Here is a 20,628-nt window from a genome sequence, read left to right as displayed (position 1 = left end):
ATCGCTTGGTTGGTAGTCAAGTGCTGAGCGCATCGCGGAGGCGTTGGCACCTCACCCTTGACGAGACCAAACGGTTGGTTGATCATGTGATCTACATCATGCCGGATTCCGTGCTCCCAGAGTCGGGGTCCGGCACCGACGGCGAGGTACGCCGTGTGGCACCAGCGAAGAGGGAGACGGATGCTCGCACCGACCAAGGACCCCGAGTACGTCCCGTTGGAGCTCGCGGAGACCCTGACCGCAGCCCTGGCGCGCACGGTGCGAGCGCGGCCCGACGCCGTCGCCGTCCGCTCCCACGACGGGCGGCTGAGCTACACCTGGTCCGAGCTGGCCACGGAGGTCGACCGGTGGGCCGCGGGCTTCCACGGCCTGGGCGTGCGGCGTGGGGACAGGGTGGCCCTGCTGATGACCAACCGGCCCGAGTTCTACGCGATCGACCTGGCGCTGGTGCGGATCGGGGCGGTGCCGTTCTCGCTCTACGCCTCCTCGTCCCCCGAGCAGAACCAGTACTCGCTCACCGACTCTCGCGCGAAGGCCGTGGTGGTCGAGCAGGCGTTCCTGCCGGCGCTCTCCGTCGTCACGTTGCCGGAGCTGCGGGTGCTGCTGGACGGCGCCCCGGACGACGGCTGGCTCGACGTGACCGGACTGCACGCGCTCGGTGACCCGGAGGCGCTGGCCTCGGTGCCGGAGCCGCAGCCCGACGACCTGCTCACCATGATCTACACCAGCGGCACCACCGGGCCGCCCAAGGGTGCGCTGATCTCGCACCGCAACCTCATGCACGCGGCCGACTCGACCCTGCGCAGCGTGCGGGTGCCGTCGGGCACGACCATCGTCGCCTGGCTCCCCGCCGCGCACATCGGCGAGCGCACCGGCGGCTACTGCATGACGGTCGTGCAGGGCTTCGAGGCCGTGACGGTCGCCGACCCGCGCCAGGTGGCAGACCTCGTCCCCGACATCAGGCCCGGCTACTTCTACGGCCCGCCACGGGTCTTCGAGAAGCTCCGGGCGACCTTCGACTCCTGGCTCATCGGGCTTGAGGAGGGCGAGCGTGCTCGGGTCGAGGCCGGCCTCGAGGCCAGCCTCGAGCAGGTGCGGCGCGAGCAGGCGGGGGAGACCGTCCCCGCGGACGTGCTGGAGGCATCCCGCGAGGCGCGCACCAGGCTGTTCAAGCCCTGGCGTGAGCAGGCGGGCCTGGACGACCTGCGGATCGCGGTGGTGGCCACCGCCCCCAACCCGGGGCCGCTGATGGAGTTCTACCACGCGGTGGGCATCCCGATGGGCGAGGTCTACGGCCTCACCGAGAGCGGCGCCGGGGGCACCGTGGCCGCCGCGGACTCGATCCGGATCGGCACCGTCGGGCGTCCCGGTCCGCACGTGGAGCTGGCCATCGCCGGCGACAACGAGATCCTGCTGCGTGGCCCCACGATCATGGTGGGCTACCACGACCGGCCCGACGCGACCGCGGCGGCGATCGACGGCGAGGGGTGGCTGCACACCGGCGACCTGGGCGAGGTCGACGCCGACGGCTACCTGAAGGTGATCGGTCGCAAGAAGGAGATCATGATCAGCTCGAGCGGGAAGAACATCTCCCCGGTCGCGGTCGAGGCGGCGATCATCAGCGCCAGCCCGCTGATCAGCCAGGTCCTCTGCGTGGGGGATGCCCGGCCCTACAACGTGGCCCTGATCGTCCTGGACTCCGAGTACGCGACCACCTGGGCCCGGCAGCGGGGGATCGGGCACCAGGGGCTCGCCGAGCTCGCCGAGTCGCCCGAGCTCCTGCAGGCGGTGCAGGCGGGCGTCGATGCCGGCAACGCCAAGCTCAACCGGCCCGAGCAGATCAAGCGCTTCCACGTGCTCCCGGTCGAGTGGACGCCCGGTTCGGACGAGCTCACCCCGACGTCGAAGATGCGCCGCGGCGAGATCGCGCGCAAGTACTCGCCCACCATCGAGAGGTTGTACTCATGACCAACGCCGAGGCGGAGATCACCGCCCTGGAGGCCCCACCGGAGGGCGGCGGCTTGTTCAACAAGGTCCTGGCCGGGGCCGCTGCGGCCGTCACGATCGCGATGATGCTGCACGTCACCATCAACGCGCTCTCGCGGTCGTTCCTCAGCAGCCCCGTCCACGGCACGCTGGAGTACACGCAGTTCTGGTACCTCCCGATCATCGCCTTCGTCGGCATCGTCACGGCTCAGCGCAACAAGGAGCACATCGAGGCGCGCCTGCTCTTCGACCACATCCCGCCTCGTGCGCAGCCGTTCGTCCAGGCCGGCACCGACCTGCTGACCCTGGCCCTCGCCGTCGCCCTCACCTACTACACGGCCGAGATGGCCATGGAGAGCATGGAGATCGGACGCACCGCGGGAGTCAGCGGCGTCACCATCTGGCCCGCCACCTTCGCCGCGCCGATCGCCTTCGCGCTCTTCGCGGTCTGGCTCGCCGTCGACCTGGTCGCCTCCCTCCGGGAGGCCGTCACCGGTCTCCGCTCGACCGGCACCCCGCCCGAGGAGGCCTGAGATGACCGAGACCATCACCGCGGTGGCATCCGATCCCACCCCCGCCGCCCCCACCCGTCACGACCGCCGCGGATGGGTCGTCCTCGCCCTCCTCCTCCTCAGCGTCGTGGTGCCCGCCATCGGCATGTTCCTGGAGGTGGAGCGGGAGATCATCGGCCTGCTCGCGATCCTGATGATGCTGGGACTCATCTTCATCAAGGCGCCGGTGGCCGTCGCGCTCATGGTCCCCGGACTGCTCGGGACCCTCGCCCTGCGCGGCTTCCCGGCGATGAAGAGCGGTCTCACGGACCTGCCCTACAACTCCACCGCGACCTGGACGCTGAGCGTCATCCCGATGTTCGTGCTGATGGGGCTGCTCCTGTGGCAGTCCGGCATCACCACGCGGGTCTACGACACGGGGCGGACCTGGCTGAGCTGGCTGCCGGGCGGGCTCGCCATCGGCACCAACTTCGCCGGGGCGGGACTCTCCGCGGTCAGCGGCTCGTCGATCGCCACCACCTACGCGCTGGCGCGAGTCGGCGTACCGGAGATGATCAGGGCCGGCTACGACCGGCGGATGGCGATCCTGGCGGTCGCGGTCTCGGGGCTGCCGGGGCAGCTGATCCCGCCCAGCATCATGCTGGTCATCTACGCCGGGATCGCCGAGGTCCCGGTCGGGCCCCAGCTGATGGCCGGAGTCGGGCCGGGCATCCTCGTCGCCCTCGTCTTCGCGCTGGTGATCGCCGGCATGAGCATGGTCTTCCCGCGGTTGACCAACGTCAGCGGCGAGGTCGAGGTGAAGCCGACCATCTCGTGGGGCGAGCGCTGGCGCAGCCTGGGCGGTGCCTGGTCGATCCCGGTGCTGATCGGCATCATCATCGGGGGCATCTACAGCGGCACGCTCACCGTCACCGAGGCCGGAGCGGTCGCGGCCCTCGTGGCCATGGTCCTGACGGTCTTCTACAAGCGCAACGACCGGCCGTTCGCGGCGATCGGCCAGGCCTCGGTCAGCACCGTCTCCTCCACCGGCGCCATCTTCTTCCTGATCATCGGCGCCACCATGTTCTCCCGGATGCTCACGCTCTCTGGCGTGACGCGGGGGATCGGTGAGTGGATCATCGAGATGGAGCTCCCGGCGTGGCAGTTCCTGCTGCTCATGACGGTGATCTACCTGATCATGGGGATGTTCCTGGACCCCCTGGCGATGATGCTCCTCACGGTTCCGATCCTCATCCCGACGCTGGAGATCCTGGACATCTCGCTGCTCTGGTTCGGCGTCTTCGTGGTCTTCATGGGGGAGCTGGCGGTGCTCACGCCACCGGTCGGCATCTTGGCCTACATCATCCACAACATCACGAAGGATCCCCAGGTCAACCGGGGCACCGACATCTCACTGCGAGACGTCTTCGTCGCGATCGCCTGGATGATGCCCGCCTCGATCCTGATCGTGGTGCTGCTCATCTTCTTCCCGGAGATCGCCACCTACCTCCCCGACCACACGGGCGGCTAAGGGGCTGCACGCCTCACGCCCCCCGCAGCCTGTCGTCCGGCCGGTCTGCCCACCCGCCCCAGAAGGAGCACGCATGTCGACGATCAGGACAACCCGCCGCACCAGCCACCTGCCGAGGCGGCTCGCGGTCGCCGCGGTGGCCGCCTCCCTCACCCTCTCCGCCTGCGGGGGTGGCGGGGAGGGTGACGGAGGTGGCGCTGCGGGCGAGAGCGTGCCGGCGGACGCCACGAAGGCGGAGTTCCAGGCGGCGTTCGAGGACCTGGACCCGATCACCCTCGTCACCCAGACCGCAGGTGCGGAGGGCTCGGTGACCAGCGCCTACTTCGAGGCCTACGAGGAGGCGATCACGGACTGGTCGGGCGGCAAGATCGAGTTCGACACGAACTACGCCTACTCGGTGGCGCCGCCGACGGAGGTCAGCGACGCGGTGGCGGACGGTCGGCTGGACCTGACCTACACCATCCCGACCTACCAGCCCGACGAGCTGCCGGCCTCCAACGCCCTGATCGACCTCACGATCGCCGCCAACCACACACCCCTCGTGGGTCTGCTCCAGCTGATCGGCTGGTCGCTCGACGCCTCGAGCGCCTCGGACCAGGTGAAGTCGGAGTTCGAGGACATCGGCCTCCACGCCCTGATCCCGATCTACTCCCTGGGTCCGGACGCGTTGTTCTGCACGGAGCCTCGCTCGACCCTCGAGGACTTCGACGGCGCCACGGCTCGCATGGGCGCCCGTTTCCACAGTGCGCAGTTCGAGGCCCTCGGGCTGGAGAGCGTGAGCCTGGACCTCTCCGAGCTCTTCGAGGCCCTCCAGCGCGGAGTCGCCGACTGCACGGTCGCCAACCCGATGACGGCCTCGCTGACCGGCACCTTCGAGATCGCGCCGCACGCCGGGATCGCGCCCAGCGCCGGGTTCGGCAGTGGCGTGGGCGGCATGGTGATCAACACGGACGTCTGGGACGAGCTCCCGCTCCCCGCCCAGCAGCTGATCCACGACCGGCTCGACGTCTTCATCAAGCAGCAGATCGTGAGCACCCTGAGCGCGGTCGTCGAGGCGGTGGTGTCGACGAAGGAGAACGGCGGCGGCCTGAAGCTGTTCGGCGACGACGTGGCCTCGGTGCTCGAGGAGACGAACGCGAAGATGATCGAGGCGAACCGCCAGGAGATCAAGGGCGTGGACGACTCCGAGCAGTTCGTCGACGACGCCCTCACGAAGATGGACGAGTGGCTCGAGGTGGTCACCACCGACCTGGGCTTCGACCCGGAGATGACGCCCGAGGAGTTCGTCGCCTGGTACGAGGACCAGGAGGACGACGTCTTCGACGAGTTCGTGGCGAGGGTCTTCACCGACGCCATGAGTGAGCACCGTCCCGGCTGACCCGACGGCGGGCCGTGACAGCCGCCGATGACCGCACCACCTGAGTTCCTCGGGGAGCCCAGCAGCACATCCACTCAGCAACGGCGTACCCCCCGGGACGACCCTGCACCGAAGAACAGGAAGACAGATGTCCAGAACCCACGTGCGCACCAGAAACTGGTCACCGAAGCACCTCGGTGCCCTGGCCCTCGCCGCCACCCTCGGGCTCTCCGCCTGCGGCGGGGACGGCGGCGGCGACAGCGCCTCGGCCGGCGAGAGCATCGCCGCGGGGGCCTCGAAGGAGGAGTACCAGGCCGCCTTCGAGGAGCTCGACCCGATCACCATCGTCACCCAGACCGCCGGCGCCCAGGGCACGGTGACCAGCGCCTACTTCGAGGCCTACCAGGAGGCGGTCAGCGACTGGTCGGGCGGGAAGATCGAGTTCGAGACCAACTACGCGTACTCCGTCGCGCCCCCGGTCGAGGTCAGCGACGCGGTCGCCGACGGCCGGCTCGACATGTCGTACACGATCCCGGCCTACCAGCCCGACGAGCTGCCGGCCACCAACGCGCTGATCGACCTCAGCATCTCGGCGGACCAGACGCCGCTCGTCGGCGTCATGCAGCTGCTGGGCTGGTCGATCGAGACCGCGAACGCCTCCGACGAGATCCTGGCCGAGTACGAGGCCCTCGGCCTGCACCCGCTGGTGCCCGTCTACTCGCTGGGGCCGGACGCGCTCTTCTGCGCCGAGCCCCGCGCCTCGCTCGACGACTTCGACGGCGTCACGTCCCGGATGGGGGCGCGGCTCCACGCCGCCCAGTTCAAGGCGCTCGGCATGGAGGGCGTCAGCGTCGACCTCTCCGAGATGTTCGAGGCCCTGCAGCGCGGAGTGGTCGACTGCACCGTCGCCAACCCGCTGACGGCCGCCCTGACCGGGATCTTCGAGATCGCCCCGCACGCCAAGATCGCGCCGTCCGCCGGCTTCGCCGGTGGGGTGGGCTCGATGGTCATCAACAACGACGTCTGGGACGACCTGCCGCTCCCCGCCCAGCAGCTGCTCCACGACCGGCTCGACGTCTTCATCAAGCAGCAGATCGGCGCGACCCTCAACGCGATCACCGAGACCGTGGGGTCCACCAAGGAGCACGGCGGGGAGCTCGGGCTCTTCGACGCCGACGTGGTCTCCGCGCTCGACAAGGCGAACGACGGCCTCATCGAGGCCAGCCGTGAGGAGCTCGCCGGGGTCGAGGACCCGGACGGGTTCGTGGACGCCTCCATCGAGAACATGGAGCAGTGGCGTGAGGTGGTCACCACCGACCTCGGCTTCGATCCCGAGATGACGCCCGAGGAGTTCGTCGCCTGGTACGAGGAGAACGACAAGAACCTCGACGTCTTCGACGACTTCCTCGCCCAGCTCTTCGACGAGGCGATGTCTGAGCGTCGCCCGAGCTGACCGCCGCCCTGCGTCGGGCCCCGGGAGCTGGTGACAGCTCCCGGGGCCGGCCGGGCCAGGACCTCACCTCAAGAAGGTGCTTCCATGGACTTCTCGAAGGCCCTGCGTCACTGGGCTGAGCGCATTCCCTCACGTCCGGCGATCCGCGATGCCGACGGAGACATGAGCTGGCAGGAGCTCGCCGAGGCCGTCGGCTTCGAGACGGACGTCCTGCTGGGACTGGGCGTGTCTCCCGGAGACCGAGTCGGAGTCCTGATGTCGAACTCGCGTCAGTTCTGCGTCTCGGTCCTGGCAGGTCTGGGCGCGGGGGCGATCGTGGTGCCGGTGAACTACCGGCTCCACCCGAAGGAGATGGGGAAGCAGCTGGCAGACGCCGGCGCGACCCTCCTCGCCTTCGACGAGCTCTACGCCCCTGTCGGGTCCCAGGTAGCCGCTTCGATGGGGATCACCGGGCGTCATGCGGCAGCCGGACGAGGAGCGGCCGGGGCACGAGACGCTCTGACGCGTGAGCTGGATGACATCGCGCTGATCCTGTACTCCTCGGGCACGACCGGGGTGCCGAAGGGGGCGGCCATCAGTCATCGGAGCATATTCGCGATGGCCCATGATCGTCTGGTCAACGACACCTGGTCGAACGCGACGGTGACCTACGTCCCCTATCCGTTGGCATTCGCCGGCGGCATCCTGGCGTGCTGGATGGCCACCCTGGTGGCGGGCGGACTGACCGTCCTGGACCACTCGTTCGACGCCGGACGCGCGATTCGCCGGTTCGAGGAGGACCGGATCACTGTCTTCATGGGTGTCCCGGCGCTGTGGGAGGCGATCGAGGCCCATCCGGCGCTGGCGCACGCCGACGTCTCGTCGTTGGTGACCGTCTCGGCGGGCGGCGCGATGGTCAGCACAGACCTGATGAGGCGCCTTCGTGTCAAGGGGATCAGGCTGGCTCAGGGCTATGGCCTCACGGAGTGCTCGGCCGTGGCGACACACCTGAGCTCGGAGGACATCGAGAGGAAGCCTGGCTCCATCGGAAGACCGATGATGATGATGGAGTCCCGGGTCATTCTGGAGGACGGCACTCTCTGCCAGGACGAGCAACCCGGGGAGCTGCAGCTCCGTGGTCCGGCGATCATGTCCGGGTACTGGCGAGAGGGTGCGCCGGACGGCTCCAGCCTGCAGGACGGCTGGTTGCGCACCGGTGACCTGGTGACACGAGACCCGGAGGGATTCCTCACGGTGGTCGATCGCCTCAAGGACATCATCATCACGGGAGGAATCAACGTCGCTCCGGCCGAGATCGAACGGGCGATCGAAGCGATCCCGGGAGTGCTGGAGTGCGCTGTTCTCGGCGTCCCCCACCCGAGGTGGGGGGAGACTCCGCACGCGGTGGTGGTGACCACGGGGGGCCTGACTGCCGCCGATATAGAGGAGTCGCTGCGTCGGGAGCTTGCGGGCTTCAAAATCCCGTCCAGCATCGAGATCACGACAGAGGCGCTGCCGCGAAGTGTCAACGGGAAGATCCTGCGTCGCTCCCTCCGCGATCGCAGCGGCGACGCGGACGCGGGGGCCACGGGCCGGGGCCCTTCCGTTGAATAGGGTCCAGGAGCTCTTGGGCGTCTCCATCCCCATCATTCAGGCCCCGATGACCTTCATCGCGCGGGCCGGATTGGCCGCGGCGGTGTCGGAGGCGGGGGGGCTGGGAGTCATCGAGACGCTCACACCCGAAGGGCGCTCCGATCTCGTGCGTGTCCGCGAGATGACCACGAAACCCGTGGGAGCGAACATCGCTCTCGCGGCCCTGAAGGACCTGGCGCTGCGTGAGGTGGTCCTCCGGAGCGTCATCGAGGCGTCGGTGCCGGTGGTCACCACATCGTCGGGAGATCCCGCGCTCCTGACCTCAAGACTCCAGGACGCCGGGATCCGGGTGCTGCATGTCGTCGGCACCCTGGCTGGTGCCGAGAAGGCCGAGAGGGCGGGAGTGGACGGCCTCATCGTGGAGGGGGTCGAGGGTGGCGGGTTCAAGAACAAGCGCGGCTCCTCGACGCTGGTGCTCGTACCTCTCGTGGCGGCCAACACCGACCTGCCCATCGTCGCTGCCGGTGGCATCTGCGATGCGGTCTCGATGGCTGCCGCGCTCGTGCTGGGCGCCGAGGGAGTCCAGATGGGGACGCGGATGCTGGTGACGCGGGAGTCGCCCGTCCACGAGGCGTTCAAGCTGGCCATCAGCTCCATCGACGACGTGGGGACGACGCTGTTGAGCATGCCTGGAAGCCCCACGATGCGGGTGATACGGACGTCGCTGGCGGCGTCGCTGGAGTCGGCGCCCGAGAGAGCGGTGCTCGACCGCGTGACGGAGCTCTACTTCGAGGGGGACATGTCGGCGAGCGTGGGCAACGCCGGTCAGGTCGCCTCCCGCTTCGAGGTGCTCGCGCCGACGCCCTCAGCGCGGGAGGTCGTGCAGGAGACCTGGCGTGGCTGCCGGGCAGCTCTGGAACGGGGACTAGGCCGGACGCACACCCATTGACGACCAAACACTTGGTAGGTACGTTTCCGTGGTGTAGATCACATTCATGCGGCAAGCGAAGAGGGCGGGATATGAGCAGCAATACGTCGAGGCGTAGGCGATGCCAGAGAATCGGACTTCCCGCATTAGTCATGGCTTTCACGCTGGCTGGCTGCGGCGGATCTGAAAATGGGGAGAACGACGATGTCGCCGGAGTTTCCCCAGGTGCCACGATCGAGGAATATCAGGCGGCTTTCGAGGGCGTCGATCCGATCGTCTTGAACACGCAGACGCCGGGCCCTGAAGGCTCGCAGACGAGCTCGATGTGGGAGGAGTACTTCTCCGCGATCACCGAGTGGTCGGACGGGAAGATCGAGTTCGAGATCGGCTTCTCCAACGCCATCGCGCCGCCGACCGAGATCGTCAGCGCCGTCGAGGACGGGCGGCTCGATCTGGCCAGCGCTCTGCCCACCTATGACCCCGACAACTTCCCGGCGCTGAACGCGGCGATCGACCTGTCCTTCACTGCCAGTCAGACGCCTCCAGCGGGACCCTTGCAACTCGCGGGCTGGTTGACCGAGGTGACCATGGCCTCGGAGGAGATTCAGAAGGAGTTCGAGGACCAAGGACTCCATGCGCTGGTCCCCACCTATCACGCGGGCCAGGAGACGCTGGCCTGCACGGAGCCGCGGACCTCTCTCGACGACTTCAAGGGCGCCACGTCTCGAGTCTCCGCCCGCATGCAGGGTCAGCAGCTCGAAGCGCTCGGCGCCGAAGGGGTCAGCCTGGACTTCACGGAGATCTTCGAGGGTCTCCAGCGTGGAGTCGTCGACTGTGCTGGAGTCACGCCGCTCACCGGTGGGCTGGGGGGCCTCTTCGAGATCGCTCCCCACGTCACGGTCGACCCTGCGGTCGGGTTCACGGTCGGCACGGGAAGTGTCGTGATCAACAAGGATCTGTGGGACGGCCTGCCCCTGCCGGCGCGGCAGCTGATGCATGACCGCTTGGACGTGTTCTTCGCCCACTCGCTGGGCGGCAGCTTCAACAGCTATGTGGAGATGGTCAAGCAGGTCGAACAGTACGACGGGACGATCCAGCCCTTCTCCGAAGACGCCCGAAAGGCGATGCTCGCGGAGAACCAAGAAATTCTCACGGCCGCCCGTGAGGGGTCAACACCGAGCGACTCAAACGGATTCGTCGACTCCGTGATCGCATCGTCGGAAAAGTGGCACACGATCGTCACCGAAGATCTCGCATTTCCGGACGACATGGCGTCGGAGGATTTTCTCGACTGGGCGGACGCAAATCAGGAGTCAAAGGTCGACGAGTACGTGGATCGACTCTTCGTCGAGGTGATGGACGGCGCGCGCCCCAAGTAGAGGCCGCACGCGGGGAAGGCAACACCGGACGAGAAGAGGACGGCAGACGTGAACCGAGTCGGCGCAGCGAGCACCAGGAGATCCCCGGTCCTTCGGACCCTGACGGCGTTCCTGGGCGTGAGCCTGGTCGCCTCGGCGTGCGGAACGACGGGGGAGGGGACCAGCGCGGACGAGGTGCCGGGGGTCTCCTACGGCTCCTCGCAGGAGGAGTACCGGGCGGCGTTCGCAGACGTGGACCCCGTCACCCTGCACGCCCAGACGCCCGGCCCGAAGGGCTCGTTGGTCAGCTCCTTCCTCGAGGGGTACTTCGAGGCGGTCACCGAGTGGTCGGACGGGAAGATCACCTTCGACGTGAACTACTCCAACGCGGTGGCGCCGCCTGCCGAGATCGCCAGCGCCGTCGAGGACGGACAGCTCGACATCGCGAGCGCGCTGCCGACCATCGACCCTGACAACTTCCCCGCGGCGAACGCGGTCATCGACCTGACGTTCCACACCAGCCAGGCCCCCTTGGTCGGCCCGTTGCAGCTGACCGGATGGTTGACCGAGATCGGGACGACGGTGCCGGAGCTCGACGAGGAGTTCGCGAGCCAGGGGCTCTTCCCCCTCGTCCCCGTCTTCCACAGCGGCCTCGACATCCTGATGTGCTCGAGCTCCCGCGACTCCCTCGAAGACTTCGACGGCACCGTCGCCCGGGTCGCCGCCCGGACCCAGGCGCGGCAGCTGGAAGGGCTGGGCCTGGAGACCGTGAGCCTGGCCTTCACGGAGGTCTTCGAAGGCATGCAGCGCGGCGTGGTCGACTGCGCCATGGCCGCGCCCCTGACCGCCCAGCTGGGTGGTCTCTTCGAGATCGCCCCGTTCGCCACCATCGATCCCGAGGTCGGCTTCACCTCCGGCACCGGGAGCGTGGTGATCAACCGGGACCTCTGGGACTCGCTGCCCCTGCCGGCGCGCCAGCTGATGCACGACCGTCTGGACGTCTACTTCAGGCAGCAGCTGGTCAGCACCTTCGAGAGCTACATCGAGATGGTGCGCCAGACCTCGGCCCAGGACGGCGACATCGCGCCGTTCTCTGAGGACGCCCGGGCGGCCCTGCTGGCCGAGAACGAGCAGATCCTCGACGACGCGAGGTCCGCCGCCGTCCCGGCCGAGGCCGACGAGTTCGTGGACTCCGTGGTGGCCTCCTCGGCGAAGTGGCACGAGGTGGTGACCGACGAGCTCGGTCTGCCGGCCGACCTGACGCCTGCCGGCTTCATCGACTGGTACGAGGAGAACACGATCGACGCCCTGGACGGCTTCCTCGAGCGCCTCTTCGAGGAGACGCTCAACGCCCGCCGGCCCTCGTAGTCGACGACACCCGTCGCCGCTCCTGGACAGCCCGGGACAGACCTTCGAGACACCCTGAGACGGAGTGACCATGTACGTCGGAACCATGTACCTGACAGACAACAACCTCAACGTCCACCCGAACTTCGACGACGTCCTGGCCTTCCCCCTCGGGGAGTCCGACGTGATCGTGTCCGGCTACCCGAAGTCGGGCACCAACTGGGTCCAGATCATGCTCGCCAACCTCTGGGACGACTGGACCACCACCCAGAACCGCTTTCGCAGGGTGCCCAACATCGCGGGGGCCGATCGGGGTGACTACCAGGGTCATCTCGCCTGCGTCGCCGCCCCGTCCCCGCGGCTGATGAAGTCCCACCTGCACCAGGACACGATGCCGCACGCCTGGCCCGAGAAGGGGCGGGTCATCCACGTCACCCGTGACCCCCGCGATGTCTGTGTCTCGCAGTTCTTCATGCTGAAGAACCTGGCCGAGGTCTACCCCGAGGACCCGGACGCCGAGACCGACTGGGAACGCTGGGTCGATCGCTTCCTGGACGGCCACGTCACCTGCGGCTCCTACCTGGAAGCCGCGCTGGGCTGGCACTCCTTCGAGCACCCCCATATGATGAAGGTCCACTACGAGGACCTCAAGGCCGATCCCGCCGCCTTCCTCCAGGTGGCCGCCGACTTCCTCGGACGCGAGGCGAGCGCCGAGCGGATCGACACGATCGTCCGCGAGACCCACCCCTCCAACATGCGGGGCAACGAGGCGCTACGCGCTCAGATCAACGTGCCTCAGGGGATGGACTCCGACGACCGCCCGTTCATCCGGACCGGTGGCTCGGGCGGCTGGCCCGAGCACCTGTCGGGTGCCCAGCTCCAGGCGCTCGAGGACCGGGTCCTCAAGCCGATGATCGCGGCCGGCATCGACCGCTACACGATCTGAGCGGGGGCCCAGTGCCCGTGGACCAGGTCTTCGACGCCCGTGTCCGACCGCCGTACGGCTCGTTCGCGGCGGTGCGGATGGCCGCGACCCCCGACCCCGCCTGGTACGAGGCGCGCCGGGTGGCCATCCCTCCCTCGATTGTGGCGGGGCCCGACTATGCGATGTTCAGGAAGGAGGTGGAGGAGGCGGGCGTCACCCGAGCCCTCGTCGCGGGTCGGTCGGGCGGAGCCATGGGGCTCACGCCGGACAACGCCGACGTGGTCTCGCTCATCGACTCCGACCCCGGGCTCTACCGCGGGGCCCTCGCACTGGACACCGATGCCCCTCAGGAGGCGGCCGCGGTGCTGGAGCGCTCGCTGCGCAAGGGCGTCGTGGCGGTGATGGTCGAGCCGGGACTCGCCGAGGTGCCTCGCTACGTCGACGACCCCGCCCTCGACCCCATCTGGGAGGCCTGTCGCGAGCACGACCTGCCGGCCCTGCTGCTCTGCGGCGGCGTCTGCGGTCCGGACCTCTCCTACTCCGACCCGCTCCATCTCGACAGGCTCGCCGCCCGGTGGCCCGACGTCCGCTTCGTCGCCGTGAAGGGCGGCAACCCGTATGTCATGGAGATGCTGGGCGTGGCCTTCCGGCGGCCGAACGTCTGGGTCAGTCCCGACCTCTACCTCTGCAACATGCCCGGCGCCAGCCTCTACGTCGAGGCCGCCAACACGTTCATGTCCCGGCGTCTCCTCTATGCCAGCGCCTATCCGCTGGTGGGGCTGGGGGAGTCCCTCGAGATCTGGAGCCGGCACGACTTCCGTCCCGAGATCCGGTCGCGCATCTTCTGGGAGAACTCAGCCGAGCTCTTCGGTGGCTGAGGCTCCCGGCGGGAGTGCGAAGACCGCCACGTCCCTGGCGGGACGTGGCGGTCTTCGCACTCGCCAGCGGTGGGGGCTGCCGCTACTGGAGCTCGACGTTCTGGGCCGCCTCGCTGGTGAACCAGTCCTTCACGAGGTCGAAGCCGTCATCGTCGCTGACCGCCATGCAGACCCTGCCCTCGCGGTAGGGCGAACGCTCGTTGATGCTCTCCCCGTAGGAGACCGGCGGTGTGAGGTCGCGCATGTCGACGGTGGTGGTGGCCGCCGCGGTGACGATTCCCTCGCGGCTCAGGTCACCGTCCTCCGTGGCCTGGCGAAGGATGCCTTCGAGGATCATGCCCGACTGCCAGCCGTTGATGTACGAGCCGTGCGGCGGCACGTCGCCGAGTGCCTCCTTGAACTCTTCGATCGCCGGGATGTCGTCGTCCCACAGGGGGTAGGAGCACGAGACCAGCAGGTTGTTCTCGAGAGCGTCCTTGACCGGGAGGTCGAGGAGCGACCGGGTGTAGCCGGACCCGGGGTTGAGCAGCTGGGCGTCGACGTCGAGGGAAGCCACGGCGCCGGCCGCGGTGATCAGTGCTCCGGGTCCGACGCCGAGCAGGATGTGGTCGGCCCCCGCCCGTCGCATCGTGGTGATCTGAGCGGTCATGTCCTGGCTGGTGGCGTCCACGGTCGTCTCGGCCACGATGTCGAGGCCGGTCTCCTCCGCAACTGCCTTGACTCCGCGCTCGATCCCCTCGCCCATCGCGTCGGCCTGGTAGATCACGCCGACCTTGGCGTCGGGGGTCTCCTCGGCGACGTGGCTGAGCAGCAGCGCGGTGTCGACCTCCCAGGCGTTCATCACCGAGAACGAGTTGGCCTCCGCGAAGGGGCCCTTCAGCGCCAGCAGCATGGCGCCGTCGTCCTCGGCGAAGGAGCGGACCGCGTCGGTGGTCGGGGTGCCGTACGACCACACGGCCGCGATCTCGTCCCGGTTGCTCTGGTAGGCCTGGACGGCCTTCTGCGGGTCGTACTGGGTGTCCTCGGTGATGAGCTTCAGCGAGCGCCCATCAATCCCCCCGTCGGCGTTCAGCTTCTCGACGAAGGCGTCCAGCCCGGCCTGCACGGGCTTGCCGCCCGTGGCGGCCGGTCCCGAGAGGTCGGTGATGGCGAGGATGTTGATGGCGTCGTCGGTGACGCCGGGACCGGTCTGCGCGCCGTCAGCGGAGTCGTCCGCGGGTGCTGAGGTGCAGGCGGTGAGCCCCATCGACAAGATGGCGGCACCGGCGATCGCGCGTGGCAAAGGCTTCATGGAGGTCCTTCCGGGGGGTGTTCCGACGAGGCGCTCGAGTGGCGCGGACGCCCTCGGGACGCCGTCGGTTGCGACCTACATCACAGCACATCCGGCACCTTCTCCGGAAGGGCTAACCAACCAAGTGGTCGGTCAAATATCAAACAAACAGATGGTAGTTAAGCCGCCTCCGCATGTGGCACGCTGGCGGCGCCCGGCGTCGACCACGAGGAGCCAGCCCATGACCGAGACGAACCACGACCTCCTCGTGCTGGGCACCGGCGCCGCCGGCCTGACAGCCGCGGTGACGGCCGGGGTGCACGGACTCGACGTCGGCCTCTACGAGGCCGGCGACGAGGTCGGAGGCACCACGGCCTGGTCCGGAGGGCACGTCTGGGTTCCGAACAACCCGCACCAGGCAGCCGTCGGCGTGGAGGACAGCCTGGAGGAGGCCTTCACCTACATCATGAGCCTCTCCAGGGGGCTGCTGAGCGAGGAGCTCGTCCGCGCCTATCTCGAGGCCGCTCCCCAGATGGTCGCCTTCCTCGACGAGCACGCCGGCACCGAGTTCTACGCCGTCCCGGACTTCCCTGACTACCACCCCGAGCACCCGGGCGGAAAGCCGGGAGGGGGGCGCACCATCGAGTGCCCGCTCTTCCCCTTCGACGCGCTCGGTGAGTGGGCCGACCGGGTCACGACCAGTCCCTACTTCCCCAACCGGCACCTCACCATGAGCGAGACCACGCTCGGCGCGGTCGACCCGGTGATGCCGAGCAGGGAGGAGATCGCACGTCGGCGCGAGCGCGACGAACGGGGCATGGGACAGGCTCTGGTCGGGCGGCTCCTGCACGCGTGCCTGACGCAGGGCATCGAGCCGGTGACCGGGCACCGGGCCCGGGAGCTGGTGATCGAGGACGGGCAGGTGCGCGGCGTGCGCTTCGAGGGGCCCGAGGGGAGCCGCGACGTGCGTGCCCGCCACGGAGTGGTGCTCGCCACCGGCGGCTTCGAGTGGAACGAGGAGCTCAAGCGCGCGTTCCTGCGCGGACCGCTGACGAGGCCGGTCTCCCCGCGGACCAACCTGGGCGACGGCCTGCGCATGGCGATGCGCGCCGGCGCGATGCTCGGCAACATGCGCGAGGCCTGGTGGATCCCGGCCGCCGACCTGCCCGAGGGCGTCAACTCGATGAACACCGCCCTGGTCAACGGCGACCGGACCAGGCCGCGCTCGATCATGGTCAACCGGGCCGGCCGCCGGTTCACCAACGAGGCGGCGAACTACAACGCGTTCGGTGGCGCCTTCCACCAGGAGGACGTCTCGTCGTTCGGCTACGCCAACCTGCCGTGCTGGCTGATCTTCGACCACGAGTACCTGCGGCGCTACGGATCTCTCACCCGGGGTCCCAGCGAGCAGGTGCCGCCCTGGTTGCGCCCCTACGACTCGCTGGCGGCGATGGCCGAGGACCTGGGCATCCACGCCGAGACCCTGCACGCGACCGTCGACCGCTGGAACAGCAACGCCCTGGAGGGCCACGACCCGGAGTTCGGGCGTGGTGAGAGCGCGCACGACCGCTGGTGGGGCGACCCCGCCTACAAGGGGGACCGCCGGGGGACCCTCGGACCCCTGGACACGGCCCCCTACTACGCGATCGAGATCAAGTCCGGCGCCCTCGGGACCAAGGGCGGACCGCTCACCGACGGCCACGGCCGGGTGATCGACCTGGACGGCGAGGTGCTGCCCGGTCTCTACGCGGCCGGCAACGTGATGGCCTCGCCGTTCGGGATGACCTACGGCGGGGCCGGCGGCACCCTCGGTCCCGCCATGGCCTTCGGCTACCAGGCCGGGTTGCACGCGGCGTCGCTGCCCGGTCGCTAGCCGGACCGCCCGACCCGCCGGGCCCGCTCGATCAGGACCGGCGGGCGAGCTCCTCGCGGACCTCGCGCTTGAGGATCTTGCCGCTCATCCCGCGCGGCAACGGCTCCTGGCGCAGGTCGAGCCCGCGCAGCCGCTTGAACTTCGCCAGGTCGTCCTTGGTGAACTCCTCGAGGTCGGCCAGCGTGAGGTCCGCGTTCCTGCTGACCACCGAAGCCACCGGCGTCTCGCCCCACTCCTCGTCCGGAAGCCCCACCACGGCCACCTCGACGATGTCCGGGTGCCGGGCCAGGACGGCCTCGATCTCGGCGGGATAGATGTTGATGCCCCCCGAGATGATCATGTCCTTGGCTCGGTCGACGATCCGGAAGTAGCCGTCCTCGTCGAAGGTCGCGACGTCCCCCGTGTGCAGCCAGCCGTCCCTCAGGGCGGACTCGGTGGCCTCGGGATCACGCCAGTACCCCTGCATGACACAGGCCCCGGCGAGCAGGAGCTCGCCGGCCTCGCCGGGCTCCACCTGGTCTCCGGCGGAGTCCACGACCTTGGCCTCCTGGCCGACCAGCGGGACGCCCACGGAGCCGAGCCGGCGCGTCGCCTCGTGCATCGGCAGCCCCAGGTTGAGCCCCGTCCCCTCGGTCAGGCCGTAGGCGTTGACCAGCTCGACCCCGCGAGACTGGTAGAGCCTGATCAGCGCCTCCGGCACCGGTGCTCCCCCCGAGCTGGCCAGGCGCAGCCCGCTGAGGTCGCGGGTCTGGAAGTCCGGGTGCGCAGCCATGCGCTCGAGGACGAGCGGGACGACGCCGATGAACGTGACGCCCTCGTTCTCGATGTCGGCCAGGAGCTGCTCAGGGACCAGTCCCTGCCGGACGACGAGGGAGCCTCCCGCCCGCAGCAGCGGGATCGCGAAGGAGACGCCGGCGCCGGTGAAGGCGAGGGGGACCGGCAGGATGGCCCGGTCCGCGGAGGTCAGTGCGTCGAGGCACGCGGCGCTGGTGGCGACCCCGTCCAGGTTGCCGTGGGTCAGCACCGCCCCGCGGGAGCGGCCGGTGGTGCCGCTGGTGTAGCAGATCATGGCAGGGTCGTCCCGCCCTACGTCGAGGTCCTCGCGGAGCGCCCCGAAGCGGCGCAGGTCGTCGAGCGAACGACCCTGCTCGGGTGTCGGTCCGACGAAGAAGATGCGCTCCGCACCGACCTGCTCCTCGAGGGGGTCGAGGACCCCCACGAAGCTGTCGTCGGTGACCAGCGCGGCGAGCTCCGCGTCCCCGGCCAGGGCGGCGAGCTCCCGAGAGGTCAGCAGGGGGTTGAGCGGCACGAAGACGGCACCGAGCCGGGCGCAGGCCAGGACGATCTCGAAGTGCTCCGGCGCGTTCTGCATGAGGCCGCCGACCCGGTCCCCCTTGCGGATGCCCGCCGCGTGCAGCCCCGCCGCCAGGTGCGCGCACCCCTCCTCGAGCTGCCCCCAGGAGAGATCCCTGCCCTCGAAGATGATCGCCGGTCGGTCGGCTCCGTACTTGGACCAGTGGGCCGCCCAGCGGCTGATTCCTGACACGAGCTCGCACTCCGATCGGTAGGTGAGGAGGAAGGGGGAGGAGCGGTCACTCCACGCCGGCGACGACCGGCTGGCCGCCCAGGTAGGCCGCCGAGAGACGCTCCTCGTCGAGCAGCTCCTCCGCAGGACAGCTCTCCACCACGCGACCGGTGGCCAGCACGATCGCGTGGCTGCTGATCGACAGGGCGAGCGAGGCGTTCTGCTCCACGAGGAGCACCGTGACCCCCTGGGCTGCGATGTCGCTGACGACCTCGGCGATCCGGGTCATCATCAGCGGCGAGAGGCCCAGGCTGGGCTCGTCGAGGATCAGCAGCTTGGGCAGCTTGAGCGTCGCACGGCTGATCGCGAGCATCTGCTGCTCCCCGCCCGACAGGTAGCCCGCGCTCATGCCGGCCTTGTCCGCCAGGACGGGGAACTGCGCGTAGACCCGCTCGACGGCCGCGGCGAGCTCCTGCTTGCCGAGCCCCTGACCGCCCACCACGAGGTTGTCGTGGACGGTGAGGTCGGTGAAGATGTGCCGCCCCTCCAGCACCTGGGCGACGCCCAGGCGGACCAGGTCCCACGGGGCGCGCGTCTCCACGCGCTGGCCCTCGAAGAGGATCGTCCCGCTGCGCACCGTCGCGCGGTACTGGGGGAGGAGCCCGCCCAGCGCCCGCAGCAGGGTGGTCTTGCCGGCGCCGTTGGCGCCCAGCACGGTGGTGACCTTGCCGGTCTCCGCCGTGAGTCCCACCCCGTCGAGGGCGACTGCCCCTCCGGGGTAGGCCACGGTCAGGTCGTTGACCTCGAGCATGTCGTCAGCTCCTGCGCTTCAGGCGGATCACGGGGTCACTGCAGCTCGACGTCGGTGGCGGCCTGGCTCTCGAACCACTCCCGGACCACGGTGACGCCGTCGTCGCCGTCATCGCTGACGGTGCAGACCTGCGACTCGCGGAACGGGGTGCGCTCGTTGATGTCCTCGCCGAAGGTCATGTCCGGGGTGAGCCCGTCGGTCTGGACGGTGCTCTTCTGAGCGGCGCTGATGATGCCGGCAGGGGTCACGTCGCCGTCCTCGATCGCGGTCTCGAGGAACTCGTGGAGCATCCGACCGGCGATCCAGCCGAGCACGATGGTGGCGTTCGGCTCGACGTCCGAGCCCAGCGCGGCCTGGAAGGCCTTGTTGCCCTCGGAGTCCTGGTCCCACTGCGGGTAGGAGCAGGTGATGACCATCTGCTCCTCCATGGTCGGACCCACCGGCAGGTCGAGCAGCGCCTTGCCGTAGGCCGTGCCGGGCGAGAGCAGGGTGGCGTCGTAGCCGAGTGCGGAGACGGCACCGACAGCCGCGATGGTCGTGCCGGGCGCGAGGCCCATGACCACGTGGTCGGCACCGGCCTTGCGCATCGAGGAGATCTGCGCGGTGAGGTCCTGGCTGGTGGCGTCGGCGCTGGCCTCGGCGACGAGCTTGTTGCCGGTCTCGGCGAGCACCGCCTCGACGCCGCGCTTGACCCCGTCACCGACGGCGTCGGCCTGGTAGATGGCTCCCACCTTGGCGTCGGGGCTCTCCTCGTAGACGTGGGTGAGCAGGTTGGCCGTGTCCACCTCGAACGCCGTGCCCTGGGCGACGCTGTTCTCCTCGGGGAAGGGGCCCTTGAACGCGAGTGCGAGCAGGTCGTCGTCCAGGCTGAACGACCGGATCGCGTCCGTGGTGGGGGTGCCGTAGGAGACGACGGCGGCGATGTCGTCGCGGGCGCCCTGGTAGAACTGCACGGCCTTCTGCGGGTCGTACTGGGTGTCCGCGGTCTCCAGCTCGATCTTCCGCCCGTCGATGCCGCCGTCCGCGTTGAGCTGGTCGACGTAGGCGTCGAGGCCCGTCTGCACGGGCTTGCCGCCCGCAGCCCCGGGACCGGAGAGGTCGGTCAGCGAGAGGATCCTGATGGTGTCGTCGGTGACGCCGGGGCCCGTCTTGAGCCCGCCGTCCCCGTCGCCGTCCTCGCTGGGAGCGGCGGTGCAGCCGGCTGCGCCGGCGAGGCTGACGGCCAGCAGGCCGGCGGCGAATCGAGTGCGTGTGTGTCGCATCTTTGTTTCCCTTCAGGATGTTCCCGATGTCGTCGGCGTCGGCGTCGGTGTGGTGACAAGC

Annotated in this window: 16 protein-coding genes; 12 read left to right on the top strand and 4 right to left on the bottom strand. The window is 69.2% G+C overall.

The window, feature by feature from the left end; translation table 11 throughout:
- Window positions 1-180 precede the first annotated feature (180 nt).
- The 11 genes from AC3X7R_RS02275 to AC3X7R_RS02225 all read left to right on the top strand — a co-directional run bounded on the left by AC3X7R_RS02275 (window position 181) and on the right by AC3X7R_RS02225 (window position 13,826).
- The gene (locus AC3X7R_RS02275) at window positions 181-1,968 is read left to right on the top strand and encodes an AMP-dependent synthetase/ligase (protein WP_489963929.1); all 1,788 of its coding nucleotides are present in this window, start codon (window positions 181-183) and stop codon (window positions 1,966-1,968) included.
- The gene (locus tag AC3X7R_RS02270) at window positions 1,965-2,519 is read left to right on the top strand and encodes a TRAP transporter small permease (RefSeq protein ID WP_489963928.1); all 555 of its coding nucleotides are present in this window, start codon (window positions 1,965-1,967) and stop codon (window positions 2,517-2,519) included. Before AC3X7R_RS02275 ends, AC3X7R_RS02270 begins: the two co-directional genes overlap by 4 nt.
- Before the next feature lies 1 nt (window position 2,520).
- Window positions 2,521-4,008, top strand: coding sequence for a TRAP transporter large permease (locus tag AC3X7R_RS02265; protein ID WP_489963927.1), 1,488 nt, complete (start codon window positions 2,521-2,523; stop codon window positions 4,006-4,008).
- A gap of 73 nt (window positions 4,009-4,081) precedes the next feature.
- Window positions 4,082-5,386, top strand: a complete 1,305-nt coding sequence (gene dctP, locus AC3X7R_RS02260) for a TRAP transporter substrate-binding protein DctP (protein ID WP_489963926.1) — start codon at window positions 4,082-4,084, stop codon at window positions 5,384-5,386.
- Between the two features lie 127 nt (window positions 5,387-5,513).
- Window positions 5,514-6,818, top strand: coding sequence for a TRAP transporter substrate-binding protein DctP (gene dctP, locus AC3X7R_RS02255; protein WP_489963925.1), 1,305 nt, complete (start codon window positions 5,514-5,516; stop codon window positions 6,816-6,818).
- Window positions 6,819-6,902: 84 nt separating this feature from the next.
- Window positions 6,903-8,411, top strand: coding sequence for a class I adenylate-forming enzyme family protein (locus tag AC3X7R_RS02250; protein ID WP_489963924.1), 1,509 nt, complete (start codon window positions 6,903-6,905; stop codon window positions 8,409-8,411).
- Window positions 8,320-9,339 (top strand): NAD(P)H-dependent flavin oxidoreductase, encoded by a 1,020-nt coding sequence (locus tag AC3X7R_RS02245; RefSeq protein ID WP_489963923.1) that lies wholly within the window; start codon window positions 8,320-8,322, stop codon window positions 9,337-9,339. The genes AC3X7R_RS02250 and AC3X7R_RS02245 overlap by 92 nt, the downstream gene beginning before the upstream one ends.
- A gap of 131 nt (window positions 9,340-9,470) precedes the next feature.
- Window positions 9,471-10,697 (top strand): TRAP transporter substrate-binding protein DctP, encoded by a 1,227-nt coding sequence (gene dctP / locus AC3X7R_RS02240; protein ID WP_489963922.1) that lies wholly within the window; start codon window positions 9,471-9,473, stop codon window positions 10,695-10,697.
- Between the two features lie 48 nt (window positions 10,698-10,745).
- The gene (dctP, locus tag AC3X7R_RS02235; protein WP_489963921.1) at window positions 10,746-12,044 is read left to right on the top strand and encodes a TRAP transporter substrate-binding protein DctP; all 1,299 of its coding nucleotides are present in this window, start codon (window positions 10,746-10,748) and stop codon (window positions 12,042-12,044) included.
- 85 nt (window positions 12,045-12,129) lie between these two features.
- Window positions 12,130-12,969 (top strand): sulfotransferase domain-containing protein, encoded by an 840-nt coding sequence (locus tag AC3X7R_RS02230; protein WP_489963920.1) that lies wholly within the window; start codon window positions 12,130-12,132, stop codon window positions 12,967-12,969.
- 11 nt (window positions 12,970-12,980) lie between these two features.
- Entirely contained in the window at window positions 12,981-13,826 is an 846-nt protein-coding gene (locus AC3X7R_RS02225; RefSeq protein WP_489963919.1) for an amidohydrolase family protein, read from the top strand.
- Window positions 13,827-13,908: 82 nt separating this feature from the next.
- Here the strand turns inward: AC3X7R_RS02225 and AC3X7R_RS02220 are convergent, their stop codons facing one another.
- Complete coding sequence (locus tag AC3X7R_RS02220; protein ID WP_489963918.1) at window positions 13,909-15,117, bottom strand: ABC transporter substrate-binding protein; 1,209 nt, start codon at window positions 15,115-15,117, stop codon at window positions 13,909-13,911.
- A gap of 220 nt (window positions 15,118-15,337) precedes the next feature.
- Here AC3X7R_RS02220 and AC3X7R_RS02215 point away from each other — a divergent pair, with 220 nt between their 5' ends.
- Window positions 15,338-16,969: an FAD-dependent oxidoreductase gene (locus AC3X7R_RS02215; RefSeq protein WP_489963917.1), complete on the top strand. Its 1,632-nt coding sequence runs from the start codon at window positions 15,338-15,340 to the stop codon at window positions 16,967-16,969.
- Window positions 16,970-17,000: 31 nt separating this feature from the next.
- Here the strand turns inward: AC3X7R_RS02215 and AC3X7R_RS02210 are convergent, their stop codons facing one another.
- From AC3X7R_RS02210 to AC3X7R_RS02200, 3 genes are read right to left on the bottom strand one after another with little or no spacing between them, the layout of a single operon-like run.
- A complete protein-coding gene (locus tag AC3X7R_RS02210; RefSeq protein WP_489963916.1) occupies window positions 17,001-18,515 on the bottom strand; it encodes a class I adenylate-forming enzyme family protein in 1,515 nt (504 codons plus the stop codon).
- 46 nt (window positions 18,516-18,561) lie between these two features.
- Window positions 18,562-19,305 (bottom strand): ABC transporter ATP-binding protein, encoded by a 744-nt coding sequence (locus tag AC3X7R_RS02205; protein ID WP_489963915.1) that lies wholly within the window; start codon window positions 19,303-19,305, stop codon window positions 18,562-18,564.
- Between the two features lie 35 nt (window positions 19,306-19,340).
- Window positions 19,341-20,567 carry an ABC transporter substrate-binding protein gene (locus tag AC3X7R_RS02200; protein ID WP_489963914.1) on the bottom strand — a complete coding sequence of 409 codons (1,227 nt, stop codon included), beginning with the start codon at window positions 20,565-20,567 and terminating at the stop codon, window positions 19,341-19,343.
- Window positions 20,568-20,628 lie beyond the last annotated feature (61 nt).

The organism is Nocardioides sp. Z22_16, from assembly GCF_058134365.1.
This window is presented reverse-complemented; position numbering and strand designations above follow the sequence as displayed.

Excerpts from the sequence above, each read along its gene's own strand:
- AC3X7R_RS02200 (WP_489963914.1), bottom strand. The coding sequence starts at position 20,567 with ATGCGACACACACGCACTCGATTCGCCGCCGGCCTGCTGGCCGTCAGC.
- AC3X7R_RS02275 (WP_489963929.1), top strand. The coding sequence starts at position 181 with ATGCTCGCACCGACCAAGGACCCCGAGTACGTCCCGTTGGAGCTCGCG.
- AC3X7R_RS02250 (WP_489963924.1), top strand. The coding sequence starts at position 6,903 with ATGGACTTCTCGAAGGCCCTGCGTCACTGGGCTGAGCGCATTCCCTCA.
- dctP (WP_489963922.1), top strand. The coding sequence starts at position 9,471 with ATGGCTTTCACGCTGGCTGGCTGCGGCGGATCTGAAAATGGGGAGAAC.
- AC3X7R_RS02270 (WP_489963928.1), top strand. The coding sequence starts at position 1,965 with ATGACCAACGCCGAGGCGGAGATCACCGCCCTGGAGGCCCCACCGGAG.
- dctP (WP_489963925.1), top strand. The coding sequence starts at position 5,514 with ATGTCCAGAACCCACGTGCGCACCAGAAACTGGTCACCGAAGCACCTC.
- AC3X7R_RS02205 (WP_489963915.1), bottom strand. The coding sequence starts at position 19,305 with ATGCTCGAGGTCAACGACCTGACCGTGGCCTACCCCGGAGGGGCAGTC.
- dctP (WP_489963926.1), top strand. The coding sequence starts at position 4,082 with ATGTCGACGATCAGGACAACCCGCCGCACCAGCCACCTGCCGAGGCGG.
- AC3X7R_RS02215 (WP_489963917.1), top strand. The coding sequence starts at position 15,338 with ATGACCGAGACGAACCACGACCTCCTCGTGCTGGGCACCGGCGCCGCC.
- AC3X7R_RS02230 (WP_489963920.1), top strand. The coding sequence starts at position 12,130 with ATGTACCTGACAGACAACAACCTCAACGTCCACCCGAACTTCGACGAC.
- AC3X7R_RS02220 (WP_489963918.1), bottom strand. The coding sequence starts at position 15,117 with ATGAAGCCTTTGCCACGCGCGATCGCCGGTGCCGCCATCTTGTCGATG.
- AC3X7R_RS02265 (WP_489963927.1), top strand. The coding sequence starts at position 2,521 with ATGACCGAGACCATCACCGCGGTGGCATCCGATCCCACCCCCGCCGCC.